The organism is Sphingomonas sp. PP-CE-1G-424, assembly GCF_004341085.1.
Taxonomy (GTDB): domain Bacteria; phylum Pseudomonadota; class Alphaproteobacteria; order Sphingomonadales; family Sphingomonadaceae; genus Sphingomonas.
This window is the reverse complement of the sequence record NZ_SLXW01000002.1, coordinates 999,412-1,015,084: the sequence shown is the minus strand read 5'-3', so window position 1 is coordinate 1,015,084 and position 15,673 is coordinate 999,412. Positions and strand designations below refer to the sequence as shown.

The following is a 15,673-nucleotide window of genomic DNA, read 5'->3' as shown; positions in this document are numbered from 1 at the left end:
AGCATGCCTCCGGGCTTGTGGGCTCTGATCCTGCCCCAAGCTACATGGCTATGGGCTCAGCAACCGGGCGCCCTGCCCCGTCCAACGTGACGGACGGCCGCTTCTTCGGTGACGACACGTGGACGTCGCTGGTCGCGGCTATGCCGATGGAGGCAAACACCGCCGAGACGGCCGCACGCGTTGCTGCCGTGTTTTTCTGCGTGTCGATCATCGCCGAAGCGGTCGGAAGCCTCGCCCTGGAGTTCAAGGACGACGATGGCATCCGCGACGACTTCCCGCTGGCGAACGTCCTAGCCTACGAACCGAACCATCTCCAGACCGGTGCCGAGTTCTGGGCGGCAATGGCCTTCACCTGCGTCCTGCGCGGCGAGGCCTTCGCCGAACCAACCGTCGGCGTTGACGGGCTGGAGATCTGGCCGCTGTCGCCGCTGCGCACGACGGCGAACTGGGGCGAGCGCAGCATGTCGGTCGACTATGCGTCCGAGACCGGCATGCGCCGGCTGCTGCCGCAGGAACTGTTCTGGTTCACCGGACTAGCGGACGGTGGTTTGCGGCCGCTCGTGCCGTGGAAGCAGGCCAAGGGCGCGATCGATTTCCAGCTTGCGCTGGAAGTCGGCTCGCGTGCGTTCTTCCGTAACGACCGCCGCCCCTCGGGTATCGTCACAACCGAGCAAAAGCTTACCGACGAGTCCGCCGGACGATTGGCAACGGGCGTCGCAGCCTGGAAAAAGGGCGGCACGCCCGTATTCGAGCAGGGTGTCAAGTATACGGCGGTCGGCAGCAACAATACCGACGCGCAGCTGCACGAGCTGTTCGCGCAACGCACGCTTGAGATGGGTCGGTACTGGCGCATCCCGCGATCGATGATCGGCGATGAGGGCGGGAACGCCGGCAACAACGAGCAGGACACGCGATCGTTCGTGAACTGGGCGCTTCGCCCGCTCACTCGCCGTATGGAGCAGGCGATCACGGTGAGGATGATCCCGCCGGAACTTCGGCTTCAAAAGGTTCGGGCCAAGTTCAACCTCGACAGCATGCTGCGCGGCGACTCCGCGACGCAGTGGAAAAACGCGGTGCTGGCACGAACCGCCGGCATCCTCAGCGTCAACACGATCGGCACGCAGTGGTTCGGCCAGCCCAAGATCAAAGAGGCCTGGGCAGACGATCCGCGCGCCGCACTCAACAGCAACCGGGCGGCCGATACCGCAACGGGCGGCGAGACCTCGCCGCAAGACAAGGTGGAATAGACGATGGATCATCTCATGGCGTCGTCGGCCCTTTGGGCGATGCACCCGACCTTTCTCGCTGCGGCGCTCAAGCAGAGCGGCGTCGAGGCCCTGCTGCCTGACGCGCTGCGAGCGTTCGCCGGATCGCTCAGCGGGCAGCAGGCTGCGAAGCCCGCCGACCCGATCCGCGAGGGCTCGACGTTCATCATGCCGGTCACCGGCATGCTCGCGCCGCGTGGTCTCGGCGGGTCGACCTATTACGACACGATCGCCGACCGCGTGCGCGAGGCTGCCGCAGACAGCAAGATCGGCGCGATCGTCCTCGCGTTCCGATCGCCGGGCGGTTACGTCTGGGGCTGCTCGGAAGCTGGCGACGCGATTTTCGAAGCACGCGATGCCAAGCCCGTCATCGCCGTTGCCGATCCGTATTGCTTCTCCGCTGCCTACTGGCTCGCAACACAGTGCAGCGCGTTCCACTGCACGCCTTCAGGCGAGGTCGGCTCTGTCGGCGTGCGGTCGGGCCACACCGACATGTCCGGGTTCGAAGACAAGATCGGCATGAAGACCACGCTGATCGGCTCGCATCCCGACAAGATCGCAGGCCATAGCCATGCGCCGCTCGACGATGACCACCGCGCAGATCTTGAGGCGGCGGTCGAAGAGTCGAACGTTGCCTTCGCTGCGGCCATCGCACGCGGCCGCGGCATGAAGCCAAGCGACGTCGCTGCAGTCCACGGCACCGGCAAGACGTTCTCGGCGCCGCGCGCGCTGGCGAACGGCGCGATCGACGGGATCAGCACGCTTCGCGATGTCGTCGCCAAATACAACACCGGCCGCGCCCGGCTGTCGCTCATGCGACGGCAGGCAGCGGCCATGGATCTCGCGCGAGCGATTTGAAGATCCCCTTTTGGGGTTGAGCGGGGCGGCGCCAATCGGCGTCGCCTGTCGTGGGCGTGCGCGCCCGACACAGGGCCTGCGGGCCAGAGGATGACAGATATGCGGAAGTTCATGCTTCTGGCGGCCGGTTCCACGGTCGCCTCCCTTGGTGCCATGACGGCTACGGAACGCCGTCACGGCCGCTATATGCGAGATCCGAACGGGCATCCGACGGGCGGTGGTGCGGTTAACATCGCGGTCCTGCGGACCGAGGCGCAGCGCATCTCGGCCGGCATCCAAACCCGTCTGGCCACCGCCGAAGGCGAGAACCGCGATCTTAACGCTGAAGAGCAGACCGCACACGACGCGGAGATGACTCAGCTGGTCGGGCTGACGAAGCGCATCGAGCGTGCCCAGACCGCGATTAGCGCGGCCTCAGGGATCGGCACCGGCCCTACCGGGGATAATACCCCGACTGGCAGCGGGGGTCAGCAGCAGCGCCAGTCGCGGGTAGCCGTCGTCCCCACTGAGGCGAATGGTGGCTTCGCGAACCTTGCCGAGTTCGCTCACGCCGTCCGCTGCGCCAATCCGGCAGCAGGCCAGAGCTTCCGCATGGACGATCGCCTGGCTGCGCCGGGCAACGTTCACATGGAACAGGGCGATGCGGCGGGCAGCTACCTCGTGCCTGCGGAGTTCCGTCAGCAGATCGTCAACCTCGTGTTCGACACGGGCAACGATCCGATCATGGATCTCATCGATCCCGATCCGACGGCATCGAACCGCGTCGTCGGCCTCGGCGACGAGACGACCCCATGGGGCAACTCCGGTATCACTGCGTCGTGGCGCTCGGAAGGCGACCAGATGCAGCCGAGCCGCATGTCGCTCGTCCCGCGCGAGACGAAGCTCAACGAGCTTTACGCCTTCGTCCTGGCAACCGAAGAGTTGCTTGAGGATGCGCCTCGCATCGCAACGCTGCTGACCAACCACGCAGCGGCTGCAATCCGGTGGAAGGCTGCCGACGCCTTCATGTTCGGCGACGGCATCGAAAAGCCGCTCGGCTGGATGAACTCGCCCGCTACGATCGCGGTTGCGAAGGATCAGGGCCAGACCGCGGCCACGATCAGCGCATCGAACGTCGCGCGTATGTGGGCGCGCATGATCATGCCCAGTCAGGCAAGCTGGCTCGTGAACAGCGACGTCATGCCGACGTTGATGGACATGAAGAACAGCGCCGGTTTGCCGCTGTGGTTCGGCAACTATCAGGAAAGCCCCGGCGGTGTCCTGCTCGGCCGTCCCGTCGTGTTCAACGAGCATAGCCGCTCGGTCGGGCAGTATGGCGATATCCAGTTCGTCAATCCGAACGGGTACGAGGCCTTCCGCAAGCAGAACGGCGTCAGCTTCGCGGACTCGATCCACCTCTACTTCGATTACAACATCCGCGCATTCCGCTGGGTGTTCCGCATCGGCGGTCAGCCGGTGCTGTCGAAGCCCGTGCAGCCCGCGAACGGCGGCAACAGCAAGTCGCACTTTGTGGCGCTCGCCGAGCGCGCCTGATCCTCGACACCGGACCCGCGCCCGGCGCGGGACCGGTCGGATCGTCCGGCCGGTAGCTTTGGAGACTGAAAATGCAGGGCAACCTGGACCCATCCGCCCGCGTCGCTATCGCGGGCGTCATCCCCGCGCAGCAGGCCGCGCCGGGCGTTGTCACGTCGAACTTCGTTGACATGCGTAGCTTCTACGCGCTGCTCGCCTCGCTCAACATCGGTGTCATCGGCGCGGCCGGCACGGTCGATGCGAAGATCGAGCAGGCAACCGACGCCACTGGCGCGAACGTCAAAGCCGTTACCGGCCTTGCCATCGTGCAGATCGCCAAGGCGGGCGGCGACAACCGACAGGCGGGCATCAACGTCCGGCAGGAGGATCTCGACAAGAACGGGGGCTTCCGGTTCGTCCGCGTGTCCGTGACGGTCGGCGGTGCCGCGACCTTCCTGTCCGCCTCGCTGACTGGCTTTGACGCGCGCTACGGCGCCGGCAACGCCAACCAGCTCGGCACCACCGCAACCGCGATCAGCTGAGGAGCTAGAACATGATCGAGTTCATTCAGGACTATGTGACGAAGGCGCTCCCGCCAGAGTCGTTCAAGGACGGCGACAAGGTCGAGCGTTCTACCGAAAGCGAACTGTATTTCGTCCGCCTCGGCGTCGCCGGCTACGTCCATGACGGCAATATCGTCGATCAGGACTATCAGCCGATCGAGCGCAAGACGGTTGTCATCGTGACGACGGATCGTCGCTTTACCGACGCGGCAGGCCGCGGCGGTGAAACCATCGGCCTGGAAGCGCCACAGCGCGCGACGAGCGGCCCCGGCAATGACGTCGTGTTCTCGGGTCAACCTGACAGCACGACCCTCGGCGGGGTCGAGTTCGAGCAGCTGCGCGGCGATCTCGCCTCGTCGCGTGGCGAGTTCGAAACGTATCGTACGACGAGCGAAGGCGAAATCGAGCGGCTGAAGGGTCTGATCGAGGCCGGTAACGATGCGTTCCGCGATATGAACAATTCGCACGTCGTCGATAAGGACGATCTTCGTGTGAAGATCGAGCAGATCACCGGCGAGCTTGACCAGGCGCTGTCGGATCTGAAGGAAGCGCGCAGCCAGCACGACGGGCTCGTCCTCGAATATCAGGCGACCCGCGAGCAGCTGGACACCGGCGCCGCGCGGATCGTCGAACTGGAGGGCCTGCTCGCGGCAGCGAGCAAGCCGGCCGGAGACGACGCGCCGACGGCCAAGACCCCGAAGGCCAAGTAAGGAGACGGGGCGGTGGTCACGATCAAGCCTGCCGCCCCTCTCAATGGGCCGGTTCTTCTTCCTGACGCGCTGGTCGACCAGTACGTCAAGCCGGGTGCCGATCAGTTGTTGCTGCTCGCGGCGTTTCGTCTGACGGCGCTGGGTTGGGTCGAAAGCCACACCGCCCAGTCGCTTATGCGGCGTCGATGGGTAGCGACCTTCGATGGGTTCGACGACGTCATGCGGCTGCCCCGCGATCCCGTGCGCAGCGTCGTATCGCTGGCCTATTTCGATCATGCCGACGCTCTCACCAGCGGCGATGGCCTGTGGCGTGTCGTCGGCTCGCGGCTGTTGCCCGCGGTCGGGGCGACGTGGCCGGTAACGGCCGATCGCGGCAGCGCGGTGCAGGTGACGTTTGAGGCGGGATACGACGACGTCGCTACGGAAGCCCCTGCCCTTCAGATTGCGGCTCTGCTGCTAATGAAGCACCTGTTCGACGGCGGGTCGATCGAGGACGTGCCGGCCACCGTCACGCTACTGCTCGACGCGCAGTATCGCACACCGGTGATCGGCTGATGAAGCTCGACGCACGCAAGCTCGATCGCCGCGTCGCGATCGAGCGGCCTGTCACCAAACCCGGCTTTCTCAGCGCCGGTTCGGGCACCTGGGAACCGGTCGCGACGGTATGGGCGAGCGTCGAGGATGCGCTGCCGAGCCGCGCGGAACGCCTTGCCGATGGCATCAATGTCGCATCCCGGCCCGCGCGTGTCCGGATGCGGTACCGTGATGATGTGACGCCTGCGATGCGGTTTGTCATCGGTAGCCGCGTCATGCAGATCATCGCCGGGCCTGCCGAGCTAGGCCGGCGTGATGGCCTCGAGTTCATGGTCGAGGATTACAGCGTCGCGGGGAACTCCGCCTGATGGCGAAGCGCAGGAGCAACGCCAATGCGCTTCGCAAGCTCGAAGAACTACCCGCCCTGCTCGTCGAACGGGTGCTGCCCGGCGCGGCGCGTGCAGGTGCGCGGGTCATTGCGCAGGATGCCAAAGCCCGCCTTGGCGGCAAGCGTGCGGACGGTAGCGGGGGCAGCAAGGTGCTGATCGCCGATGCGGTCAAGGTGCGCAGCCGCAAGCGTAACGGACTGATCGTGGCGCGCGTCCTGCTCGATGGGCCCGGCGCCTATGTCGGGCGCTGGATCGAATACGGGACGCGTCCCCACTTTATCAGCGTCGATCCCGCGTACCGGGCGGGCATGACAACCCGCCGGATCAACAAGCAGATCAAGGGTGGCGACGCCGCCCTGCACGGAACGCTCATGATCAACGGCAAGCCGGTCGGCACGACGGTGCATCACCCTGGCGCCACGGCTCACCCGTTCCTGCGCCCTGCCCTCGATACCAAAGAGGCCGAGGCGAAGGCCGCGGCACAGGCATACATCAAATCGCGCATCACTCGCGCCGGCATCGTCGGCAGCGACGAGGGGGACGATCAATGACCGGTGTGGAGATCGTCGGCGACGTGCTGTCGAAGTACGCCGAACTGCTCAAGCTCGTGCCGGCCGACAACATCAAGGCCGGGGTACTGCCTGACGGCATCACCCTGCCCGCGCTGCTCGTCCGCACCGTCAGCGTCGTCGATCGCCAACCGCTGAAGCGGGGCAACCTCGTGCGCTCGACGGAACGCGTATCGGTCGCAGTGCGCGCGGCCAGCTACATCGATCAGAAGGCCGTGATCCGCCTCGTCCGCGCATGCTGTGCCGGACAGACCGGCGATATCGCGGGCGCCTTCAACGTCTCGATCCTGACCGCGGGCACCGGCCCCGATGTGGGCGGCCCCGCCAACAGTTTCGAGCAGACCCAAGATTTCCGCGTCTCGTTTGACGCACCACCCTGAGGAGACCGACCATGTCGACTGCCAAGACCGAAGCCACGACCAAGAAGATGTTCGCGACGCGCGATTTCAATGATGCCGGTGCGGAGAAGTCGTTCCTCGCCGGCAAGCCCGTCGATGCCGACGACGCGACGCTGGCCAATTACGCCGCGGCCGGACTGGTCAGTGCCGAACAGCCGAAGGCCGACCAGCCCGCCGCCTAACCCCTTTCCCCCGGCGCCCGCCGGGTGAAGCACTCGCCGGCCCGCGCCGGCATAACCGACCAGGAGAATGACTATGGGTCTTCAGACCGGAGCGGGCTCGTCGATCGCGATCAGCATCGCCGCCCCCGCCACGCAGGATATCGCCGGCTACGCCGCCTTGACGTACACCGAAGCCGGCAACTGCGAAAAGATCGGCACGATCGGCGCGACGTTCGCAAAGACCGAGTTCCAGCCGCTCAAAGGCCCCAAGCAGAAGCTGAAGGGCAGCGCGGACTATGGTTCGCTCCAGCCGCAATTCGCGCTCGACGACACGGACGCGGGGCAGACGCTGTTCCGTACCGCGGCCGACGACGAGACCAACGCGCTCTACTCGACCCGCGTCACCTACCAGTCGGGCGCCAGGCGGTATTTCCAGGGCCGCGTGTTCGGCTGGCCGGAAACCGTCGACGGTGCCGATCCCGTCATGATGGCGACGCCGACCGTCGAGATCTGCACCAAGGTTGTCCGCGCTCCGGCTGCCTAACCCCCTCCCGGCGCCCGCGACGCCGGCTCTCCCCTATGTGTCGACCTGCCCCGCTATCGCGGGTTGCGGGGCGGGTCGGCGCACCATCTTCCCGCGAAGGATGATCAAATGACCAAGGTTTTCAACATTGCCGCTCTGGCTGTCGCAGCGACCGCCCCCCTTCACGTCAAGAGCCCGTCCGGCGAGCCGCTGTACGCCGATGCCGAGCGCAAGCTCCCGATCCTGATCCATCTTTACGGTCCCGGCAGCGAGATCGCCGGTGTGATCGAGTCCCGCCAGACGTCGCGCACGTACAAGCGCATGCAGGACAATGATGGCAAGGTCACCGCGGCAACGCGCGAAGAGCGCATCACCGAAACGTCGCAGGATCTGGCGTCGCTCACCGCGCGCTTCGAGAACTTCGAATATCAGCCCGACGGCGCGACAGAGCCGCTGACCGGCGAGGCGCTCTTCCGCGCTGTCTACGCCGACCAGTCGCTCGGCTTCATCACCAAGCAGGTCGTGAAGTTCTTCGGTGACTGGGGAAACTTCAGCGCCGCATCGAAGGCGGCCTGACCCTCTACGTCCGGCAACTGGCGTGGCTCAGTGCCACGCCAAAGCCACCCCCCGGCTCGAAGCGGGCAAAGATCGACGACGATCAGCCCCGCCTCAGCCGGATGGAAGATCTGAAGCGCCGTAAAATCGCGCTTCAGATGCCCCCCAAACCCGCACCTCATATCTTCGACTGGCTGATCGAGATCGGCCTGACTGAGGCTGCGGGAATGGGAGCGGTGCCGATCAGTTCGCGCGAACTAGCGGCATGGCAGAGCAATACCTGCGTACGCCTCGCGCCATGGGAGGCCCGGCTGATCCGGGAATTGTCCAAGGCCTATCTCGCCGAAGGCCGACGCGCCGAAGACGAGACCTGTCCGCCGCCCTGGGGCGCGCCGGTCACCGCGCATGATCGTGAAATCGAAGAAGCTCAGCTGCGCAGTCTGCTGGGCTAAAAACCGGAAAGGGTTGCCATGAACGACGACGACTCTGCTGGCTTCGGCGTAGATTTCACCATCAATCCGTCCGAATCGTTTGAGATGATGGCGCAGCTGCTCGCGGTCATGTCGTCGGCCGAGGGTAAGATCCTCGCCAGTGCGACCAAGGTCGAAGGTAGCACGTCGTACATGGTGAAGCTGGACGGTCCGGCCGCCAGCCTAAAGCAGTTCGCCACCACCGCGACGCGCGAGATGACCACGGTGCGGTCCGCGCTCGATGGTGCCGGTCTGTCCGTTGAGGCACTGGCGCGCGCCGCTAGCCAGACGGCGGGTATGTCGATCGTCGGCCCTGCGGAAACTGGCAAGGCGGCAGCGCTGACCAGCGCGATCAACGCGACCGAAAAGGCGATCGAGCGCCGGATCTTCGCCATCACCAAAGAGGCGGCTGCCGTCGGGCGCACCAAGGCGGAGCTTCGCGCGAAAGCCGACGCCGATCTGATCGCTACTGCTGCGACCCAAGGAAACACGGCCGCTGTGGAGGATCTGCATGCTGCTCTCCGCAATCTCGAAGCCGTTCGTCAGAGCCACGCCGAAGACAAGGGCGCGGCCGAGGACGCGGAAGCGGCTGCCGTGGCGAAGGAAGCTCAAGCTCTACGCGAGGCGGCGTTGGCGTTCGATATGTTCGAAGCGGCCGCCCGTAAGGGTGCGGCTGCCCAGCGTGAATTTGAGGCGGCGCAGGCCCAGGCCGCGCGCGACGACGAGGCTCAGCGCCTTCGCGAGGCCGCGTTCGCGTACGGCAAGTTCGAGGCAGCCGCTCGGAAGGGCGCCGCTGCGCAGCGTGAATTCGAAGCAGCGCAAGCCATGGCCGCGCGCGACGATGAGGCGCAGCGCCTTCGTTCGGCAGCGTTCGCGCATGATCAATTCGAAGCGACCGTTCGGCGCGGTGCGCAGGCGATGCGTGAAGAAGAGGCCGCTGCGGCGAGCGACGCCGCGGCGTTGGCGCGCTTGCGCGCCATGCTCGATCCTGCAGCAACCGCTCATGCACGATTGAACGCCGAACTGGCGGAAGCGCGGCGTGTCATGACCGCGGCCGGTGCGTCCGCAGAAGAGCTTGCGCGGGCCGAAAGCATGCTCGTCGATCGTGCCAATCTCTCGGCGCAAACGCACGGCGCTATGGCCGGCGCGGCGCGCAAGAACGGGACCGCGTTGCAGACGATCGCCGTCCAGCTGCCCGATATCACGCAAGGGCTTCTGACCGGTCAGAAGCCGATGCAGGTATTCATCCAGCAGGGCGCGCAGATCTTTCAGGTGGCGCAAATGGGTCAGGGTGGCCTGCGCGGGTTTGGCAAGGAAGTCGCCGGCCTCGCGCTACGCTTCGCGCCCGTGCTGATCGGCATGGCGGCGGTCGGTGCCGGTTTCGCGCTATTCAACCGGTGGGTGAACGAGGGCGTCAAGAGCGACCAGCTGACGCGCGATCTCGGCAAGATCACGGGCGGCGCCAATGCCACCAAGGCCGAGCTCTACAAGCTGAAGGACGAAACCGTCACTTGGGCGGACACGTCCAAGGCGCTGTTCAGCGTCGTCGGCAAGGACATCTCCAACTATTTCGTCGGTGACATGAAGGGCATGTCGAAAGGCGTGAAGGGCGTGCTGGACGATCTTACGTCGTACATGCGTCAAACGCTCGCCGGCATCTATGCCGGGGTAGCTGGCACCAAGGCATATCTCGGCGAAATCGAGAAGGGCGGCGTGCTCGGCATCGGCAAGATGCTGATCGGGCAAGGCGACCCAAAGCTGCTCGATAAGACCTATGGGGCCGCTTACGATGCAGCGGATAAATACCTGACGAAACTCGGTACGCGCGTGAAGTCCGCCGCGATCGACAACGCACGCGAACGTATCGCCAAGTCGATCGGCTATAACGACATCCCGAAGCCGAAGACCGACAAACACGCCGAGGCGCTCGCGCGCGATGCCGAGGCGACCGAAGCGCAGATCCGCAACCTGTATAAGCTGGCGGACGCCTACGGCGTGTCCGGCGCCGCTGCGCTGATCGCCGAGGCCCGCGTGAAGGCCGAAAGCAAGGCCATCAAGCAACAGGCTGATATCGAGGCGGCGGTGAACCGTCAGATCCGGCTCGAGATCGCGCAGCGCGTTTCGGATTCGGCGAAGGCTGCCGCCTCGATGCTCGATCAGGCACGTGTTCAGACCGAGGTCAACGCACTGGTCGCTGCGGGCAACGTGCCGGCCGAGCGCGCGGCTGAACTGGTTCAGGAGCGTATCGCCGATCTGCCTCTTCTGGCGGCGATCGAGGTTGCGCAGCAGCGTGGCCTGAAAGCCGAGGTAGATAAGGCGACCGCCGCGCTGAAGGCGCAGCAGGACGCCCGCGGTACCGCCAAGGCGGCGGAGGTCGGCGCGTTCTATGCCGGTGCCGATCAGCAGGCGGACCGCCAGCTGGCCATGCAGCGCGAGGAGCTTCGGCTGGTCGGTGCCACGGACATGGCCAGAGTGCAGGCCATGGCGAAGCTGCAAGCGGAGCAAACTCTGCAGGCCAAGGGCTACGAACTCGGTACCGCTTACGCGAACAACTATATCGGCAAGCAAGTCGACATTGCGGTCGGTGCCGAGACCAACCGGCAGGCGCAGGACGCATGGAACGCCTCACTGACCGCGACGGCCGATCTGTTCGACACGATCGACCAGACGGCACAGCGTGCGGCACAGGGCATGGCGGACGCGTTCGGTAGCGTCGGCTCCGCGATCGGCGATGCCCTCACCGTGATGACCGGCTATTACGCCGACCAGGCCAAGCTTCAGGAGTCGCACGAGGCGGCGATACGCGCGGCTGGCAAGGATCAGGTGCGGATCGACCGCGAGAACCGTCTGTTCTCGCTTCGGTCATCGTCGCAGCAGATCGCGGCGTTCGGCGACATGGCGTCTGCCGCGAAGGGTTTCTTCAAGGAAGGCAGCAGCGGTTACAAGGCCATGGCGGCTGCCGAGAAGGTCTACCGGTTCGCGCAACTCGCCATGTCCATCCAGGCGATGGTGCAGAACGCCCTGGAGACGACGACGCATGTCGCCAGCGCGGCCGCACGGGCGACGGCTGACGGGACCGCGGGCATCGCGGCTCAGTCAAAGCTCCCCTTCCCGGCAAACATCGCCGCCATGGCCGCAACCGGTGCGGCGCTGGTCGCGGCTGGCATTGCAGTCTTTGCCGGCGGTGGCGGGGCGAAATCGGCACCGGTGACGAACACCGGCACCGGTACCGTGCTCGGCGATCCGTCGGCGAAGAGCGACAGCATCAAGAACGCGATCGATGCGCTGAAGGAAGTCGACACGCTGACCAACACCTTCGCGCGCGAGATGGCGGCTTCGCTGAAGTCGATCGACAGCCAGATCGGTGGCGTCGCCAGCCTGGTCGCACGCGCTGGCAACATCGATGCGTCGACTGGCGTGAACGAGGGCTTCAAGGCGAACGCCATCGGTTCGGTGCTGAGCAAGATCCCGGTGATCGGTGGCATCCTCGGCGGGCTGTTCGGGACGAAGACCAGCGTCATCGGCACCGGCCTGTCCGGCGGTCCGCAGTCGGTCGGCAACATCCTCGGCAACGGCTTCGACGCGTCCTACTATTCGGACATCGAGAAGAAGAAGAAGCTGTTCGGCATCACGACCAGCACGAAAACCTCGACGCAATACAGCGCTGCTGATCCCGGTCTGTCGAACCAGCTCACGCTGATCCTGAAGTCCTTCAACGACGCGATTGCCGCAGCGGCCGGTCCGCTCGGCGTTGCCACCGGCGACGTGCAGGCGCGCCTCAACGGGTTCGTCGTGAACATCGGCAAGATCGATCTGAAGGGCCTCACCGGTCAGGAGATCCAGGAGAAGCTGTCCGCCGTGTTCGGCGCCGCGGCCGATGGCATGGCAGCGGCAGCATTCCCGGGCCTCGAGCAGTTCCAGAAGGTCGGCGAAGGCGTGTTCGAGACGCTGGTGCGCGTCGCGTCGACCGTTGAGGCGGTTGGCGCATCGCTCGACATGCTCGGCACCAACGCGCAGACGATGGGGATCGGCGTGAAGCTCGCGCTGGCCGATCAGTTCGAAAGCGTCTCGGCGCTGACCGATGCGGCCAGCGCGTATTTCCAGACCTATTATTCCAAGGAAGAGCAGGCGGCCGCCAAGACCGCGCAGATGTCCGGCGTGTTCGCCAGCCTCGGCGTGGCGATGCCGGCGACGCTGTCGGCGTTCCGCGCACTGGTCGAGGCGCAGGATCTGACGACGTCGGCGGGGCAATCCACCTATGCGACGCTGCTCAAACTCGCGCCGGCGTTCGCCGAGCTGCAAACGTCGATGGCCGGCGCGAAGAGCGCGGCCGACATCCTCAGCGAGCGGCAGGACCTCGAGCGCCAGCTGCTCGAGCAGCAGGGCAACACCGCGGCGCTTCGTGCGCTGGATCTCGCCAAGCTCGACGAGACCAATCGCGCGCTCCAGCTGAATATCTGGGCGCTTGCCGATCAGAAGGTTGCCCAGGACGCGGCGACCGCCGCAGCTAAGGCGGCAGCGGACGCCGAGTCCGCGATTGCCGCACAACGCGACGGGCTCAACCGGCAGCTGCTCCAGTTGCAGGGCGATACTGCGGCGATCCGCGCGCTCGATCTCGACAAGCTGGACGAGAGCAACCGCGCGCTTCAGATGAATATCTGGGCGATCACCGACCAGAATGCCGCGCTCGCCGCACAGAAAACCGCGCAGGACGAAGCGGCAGCCTCGGCGAAGGCGCTGGCGGATGCGACTGCGCAGCAGCGCGACGGGCTCAACCGGCAGTTGCTCCAGCTGCAGGGCGATACCGCGGCGATCCGCGCGCTCGATCTGGCTGGCCTCGATGCCAGCAACCGGGCGCTCCAGGAGCAGATCTACGCGCTTCAGGATGCGCAAACGGCCGCGGAGGCAGCGGCGCAGGCGGCGCAGGCCCTCGCGGACGCATGGGGCGCCGTCGGCACGAGCATCAGCGACGAGATCAAGCGGATCCGCGGCCTGGCCGACACCGGCACCGCCAACAGCTTCGCGACCTTGCAGGGGCAGTTCAACGCGGCGACCAATGCCGCGCGGGGCGGCGATATCGAGGCCGCCAAGCTGCTGCCCGGTCTGTCGCAGTCGCTGCTGACCGCCGCGGCCGACGCCGCGACAAGCCGACAGGAACTGGCTCGCGTGCAGGCCATGACCGCGGCGAGCCTCGAAGCGACCAACGAGAAGCTCGGACAGGCGCCGAGCGAGAAGATCAGCACGGCTGCGCTCCTCGCCGTGGCTGCGACGAACCAGTCCGCCAGCACGTCGGCCGCCAACAACGCCGAAATGATCAACGAGCTCGCGATGCTCCGGGAAGAGGTACGGCAGATGCGTAGCGAGAATAATACGGGCAACGCGGCGATTGCGGGCGAGGGCAAAAGGACCAACCGCATCCTCGACAACGTCACGCAGGAAAACGGTGGCAACGCGGTTACGGTGCTGGCGGCATGAAGGTGATCGCACCCCGCGCCATCACGAACGCGATGCTGTTCGCCTCGAGCCTGGCCGAGACGGACAGCACGCCGTGGAAGCCCGGCACGAGCTTCGCGAAAGGTGCCCGCGCCCGCGGGTTGATCTCGTTCGACTTCACGATCGGCACGCTCGTCGACGCGACGCTCACCCGTGCCTCGTCGGGCACCTACACCGCGTTCAATGGCCTGCTGACGACGGTCGGGGTCGACCAGCCGCGGTTCGAGTGCGTCAACGGGGTGTGCGTCGGCCTCTGGGTCGAGCCGCAGGCCACCAACTATCTGAAGTCGTCGGGTGACGTCAGCACGGGATGGAACAGCGACGGTGCCACCTCGGTCGCCGGGAGTCTCGCGCCGGACGGTACGACGTCGACCAGGGTGACCGTCTCCACCGGGTTCGGCCGCTGGCAACCGCACAACGTTGCGACCTTGGCCGGTGAGATGTGGGTCTTCTCGGTCTACCGCAAGGCGATCGGTGCCCCGGCCGATCTCGGCCTGGCTGTTCGCGGACTGACCAACGGCGCCAACAACGCCGGCACCGTCGTGACGACGCCCGCTACCTGGACCCGGCAGCAGATCGTCCGCATCATGGCGGCCGACAATTCCGGCAACTGCTCGGTTCTCGCGGTGTCGGGCGTTCCCGGCCTCGACGGCGTTCCGAACAAGACGGCCGACATCTTCGGTGCGCAGATGGAGCGCGGATCCTCCGCCAGTTCGTACATCCCGACGACGGGGGCCGCGACGACCCGCGCGGCCGACGTCCTCACGCTCAATTGGGCCGCCAAGGGCGTCGGCGACGGTGCGTACACCGCGCGCTATACCTTCGCCGACGGCACGACGCAGGATCTGCCGACCAAGGTCGAGGGTGGCAAAGCGGTGGTGCCGACCGCATCGCTCAACCGCAACGTCATCGCGCAGGTTCGGCTCATCGAGGTTCCCGATGGGACGCGGATCTACGAAAGCCTGCAAGCCGACAATCTGGCGCACTCGCTGACCGATGGCACATGGTGGCTGGATATCGCGCCCACGAACCGCTGGGCGCTGTTCGACGGGGCGATCGGATCGCTGGCGAAAGCCAATGGCCAGATAAGCCTCACCCTGCGTCCAGATATTCCGGTCGACTCCCTCGCCGTGCTCGAACTGACCGCGGCGAGTGTCCGCGTGCAGATCACTTCGAACGGTGCGAGTGTGTATGACCAGACGCAGGCGACCAACGGGATCGATCCGGCATCGCTCATCTTCCTTGGCCTGCCCAACCCCGCGAACGCATCGATCACCGTCACGATCGCAGGAGCGACGCTGTCGACGCTGGTGACGGCCGGCGCGCTCGTGATCGGCAACATGGTCGACCTCGGCCTGACCGAGGCGGGCGCATCGATCGGGATTACCGATTTCAGCAAGCGGTCGACCGATGATTTCGGCGTCACCACGGTCGTCGAGCGCGGCTGGGCCAAGCGAATGACCGCCAAGACCAAGGTCGACACGGCAGTGGTCGACGCCATCCAGCTGCGCGTCGCGAGCATCCGGGCGGTACCGGCGGTGTGGATCGGTGAGGACGGGTACAACAGCCTCATCGTCTACGGGTTCTTCAAGGAATTCTCGGTCGATCTGGCGCTCGAGACGATCAGCTACTGCTCGCTGACCGTCGAAGGCATGACGGCCGCCAGATAAATG

General features: G+C 65.9%; 15 protein-coding genes. All 15 read left to right on the top strand.

Annotation, left to right across the window (positions count from 1 at the left end):
* Positions 1-50 precede the first annotated feature (50 nt).
* The 15 genes from C8J43_RS09790 to C8J43_RS09720 all read left to right on the top strand — a co-directional run bounded on the left by C8J43_RS09790 (position 51) and on the right by C8J43_RS09720 (position 15,670).
* A complete protein-coding gene (locus tag C8J43_RS09790) occupies positions 51-1,247 on the top strand; it encodes a phage portal protein (RefSeq protein ID WP_207893352.1) in 1,197 nt (398 codons plus the stop codon).
* Positions 1,248-1,250: 3 nt separating this feature from the next.
* Positions 1,251-2,123: a S49 family peptidase gene (locus C8J43_RS09785; RefSeq protein WP_133030682.1), complete on the top strand. Its 873-nt coding sequence runs from the start codon at positions 1,251-1,253 to the stop codon at positions 2,121-2,123.
* A 99-nt stretch (positions 2,124-2,222) separates the two neighbouring features.
* Positions 2,223-3,656, top strand: a complete 1,434-nt coding sequence (locus tag C8J43_RS09780; RefSeq protein WP_243645490.1) for a phage major capsid protein — start codon at positions 2,223-2,225, stop codon at positions 3,654-3,656.
* 71 nt (positions 3,657-3,727) lie between these two features.
* On the top strand, positions 3,728-4,177 hold the full coding sequence (locus tag C8J43_RS09775) for a hypothetical protein (RefSeq protein WP_133030681.1): 450 nt from the start codon (positions 3,728-3,730) through the stop codon (positions 4,175-4,177).
* An 11-nt stretch (positions 4,178-4,188) separates the two neighbouring features.
* Positions 4,189-4,908 (top strand): hypothetical protein, encoded by a 720-nt coding sequence (locus tag C8J43_RS09770; RefSeq protein WP_133030680.1) that lies wholly within the window; start codon positions 4,189-4,191, stop codon positions 4,906-4,908.
* A 12-nt stretch (positions 4,909-4,920) separates the two neighbouring features.
* A complete protein-coding gene (locus tag C8J43_RS09765; protein ID WP_133030679.1) occupies positions 4,921-5,463 on the top strand; it encodes a hypothetical protein in 543 nt (180 codons plus the stop codon).
* The gene (locus C8J43_RS09760; protein WP_133030678.1) at positions 5,463-5,810 is read left to right on the top strand and encodes a head-tail adaptor protein; all 348 of its coding nucleotides are present in this window, start codon (positions 5,463-5,465) and stop codon (positions 5,808-5,810) included. Before C8J43_RS09765 ends, C8J43_RS09760 begins: the two co-directional genes overlap by 1 nt.
* On the top strand, positions 5,810-6,382 hold the full coding sequence (locus C8J43_RS09755) for an HK97 gp10 family phage protein (RefSeq protein ID WP_133030677.1): 573 nt from the start codon (positions 5,810-5,812) through the stop codon (positions 6,380-6,382). The genes C8J43_RS09760 and C8J43_RS09755 overlap by 1 nt, the downstream gene beginning before the upstream one ends.
* On the top strand, positions 6,379-6,780 hold the full coding sequence (locus C8J43_RS09750) for a hypothetical protein (RefSeq protein ID WP_133030676.1): 402 nt from the start codon (positions 6,379-6,381) through the stop codon (positions 6,778-6,780). The genes C8J43_RS09755 and C8J43_RS09750 overlap by 4 nt, the downstream gene beginning before the upstream one ends.
* Before the next feature lie 11 nt (positions 6,781-6,791).
* Complete coding sequence (locus C8J43_RS09745) at positions 6,792-6,980, top strand: hypothetical protein (protein WP_133030675.1); 189 nt, start codon at positions 6,792-6,794, stop codon at positions 6,978-6,980.
* Between the two features lie 73 nt (positions 6,981-7,053).
* Positions 7,054-7,503, top strand: a complete 450-nt coding sequence (locus tag C8J43_RS09740; RefSeq protein WP_133030674.1) for a hypothetical protein — start codon at positions 7,054-7,056, stop codon at positions 7,501-7,503.
* Between the two features lie 108 nt (positions 7,504-7,611).
* Entirely contained in the window at positions 7,612-8,058 is a 447-nt protein-coding gene (locus C8J43_RS09735; RefSeq protein WP_133030673.1) for a hypothetical protein, read from the top strand.
* A 101-nt stretch (positions 8,059-8,159) separates the two neighbouring features.
* The gene (locus tag C8J43_RS09730; protein ID WP_243645489.1) at positions 8,160-8,489 is read left to right on the top strand and encodes a hypothetical protein; all 330 of its coding nucleotides are present in this window, start codon (positions 8,160-8,162) and stop codon (positions 8,487-8,489) included.
* 18 nt (positions 8,490-8,507) lie between these two features.
* Positions 8,508-13,982, top strand: a complete 5,475-nt coding sequence (locus C8J43_RS09725; RefSeq protein ID WP_133030671.1) for a hypothetical protein — start codon at positions 8,508-8,510, stop codon at positions 13,980-13,982.
* Positions 13,979-15,670: a hypothetical protein gene (locus C8J43_RS09720; protein ID WP_133030670.1), complete on the top strand. Its 1,692-nt coding sequence runs from the start codon at positions 13,979-13,981 to the stop codon at positions 15,668-15,670. The genes C8J43_RS09725 and C8J43_RS09720 overlap by 4 nt, the downstream gene beginning before the upstream one ends.
* Positions 15,671-15,673: the final 3 nt, after the last annotated feature.

Coding starts and splice junctions, on each gene's coding strand:
- C8J43_RS09730 (WP_243645489.1), top strand. CDS start 8,160: ATGGAAGATCTGAAGCGCCGTAAAATCGCGCTTCAGATGCCCCCCAAA.
- C8J43_RS09770 (WP_133030680.1), top strand. CDS start 4,189: ATGATCGAGTTCATTCAGGACTATGTGACGAAGGCGCTCCCGCCAGAG.
- C8J43_RS09760 (WP_133030678.1), top strand. CDS start 5,463: ATGAAGCTCGACGCACGCAAGCTCGATCGCCGCGTCGCGATCGAGCGG.
- C8J43_RS09735 (WP_133030673.1), top strand. CDS start 7,612: ATGACCAAGGTTTTCAACATTGCCGCTCTGGCTGTCGCAGCGACCGCC.
- C8J43_RS09725 (WP_133030671.1), top strand. CDS start 8,508: ATGAACGACGACGACTCTGCTGGCTTCGGCGTAGATTTCACCATCAAT.
- C8J43_RS09745 (WP_133030675.1), top strand. CDS start 6,792: ATGTCGACTGCCAAGACCGAAGCCACGACCAAGAAGATGTTCGCGACG.
- C8J43_RS09755 (WP_133030677.1), top strand. CDS start 5,810: ATGGCGAAGCGCAGGAGCAACGCCAATGCGCTTCGCAAGCTCGAAGAA.
- C8J43_RS09740 (WP_133030674.1), top strand. CDS start 7,054: ATGGGTCTTCAGACCGGAGCGGGCTCGTCGATCGCGATCAGCATCGCC.
- C8J43_RS09790 (WP_207893352.1), top strand. CDS start 51: ATGGGCTCAGCAACCGGGCGCCCTGCCCCGTCCAACGTGACGGACGGC.
- C8J43_RS09750 (WP_133030676.1), top strand. CDS start 6,379: ATGACCGGTGTGGAGATCGTCGGCGACGTGCTGTCGAAGTACGCCGAA.
- C8J43_RS09720 (WP_133030670.1), top strand. CDS start 13,979: ATGAAGGTGATCGCACCCCGCGCCATCACGAACGCGATGCTGTTCGCC.
- C8J43_RS09775 (WP_133030681.1), top strand. CDS start 3,728: ATGCAGGGCAACCTGGACCCATCCGCCCGCGTCGCTATCGCGGGCGTC.
- C8J43_RS09785 (WP_133030682.1), top strand. CDS start 1,251: ATGGATCATCTCATGGCGTCGTCGGCCCTTTGGGCGATGCACCCGACC.
- C8J43_RS09780 (WP_243645490.1), top strand. CDS start 2,223: ATGCGGAAGTTCATGCTTCTGGCGGCCGGTTCCACGGTCGCCTCCCTT.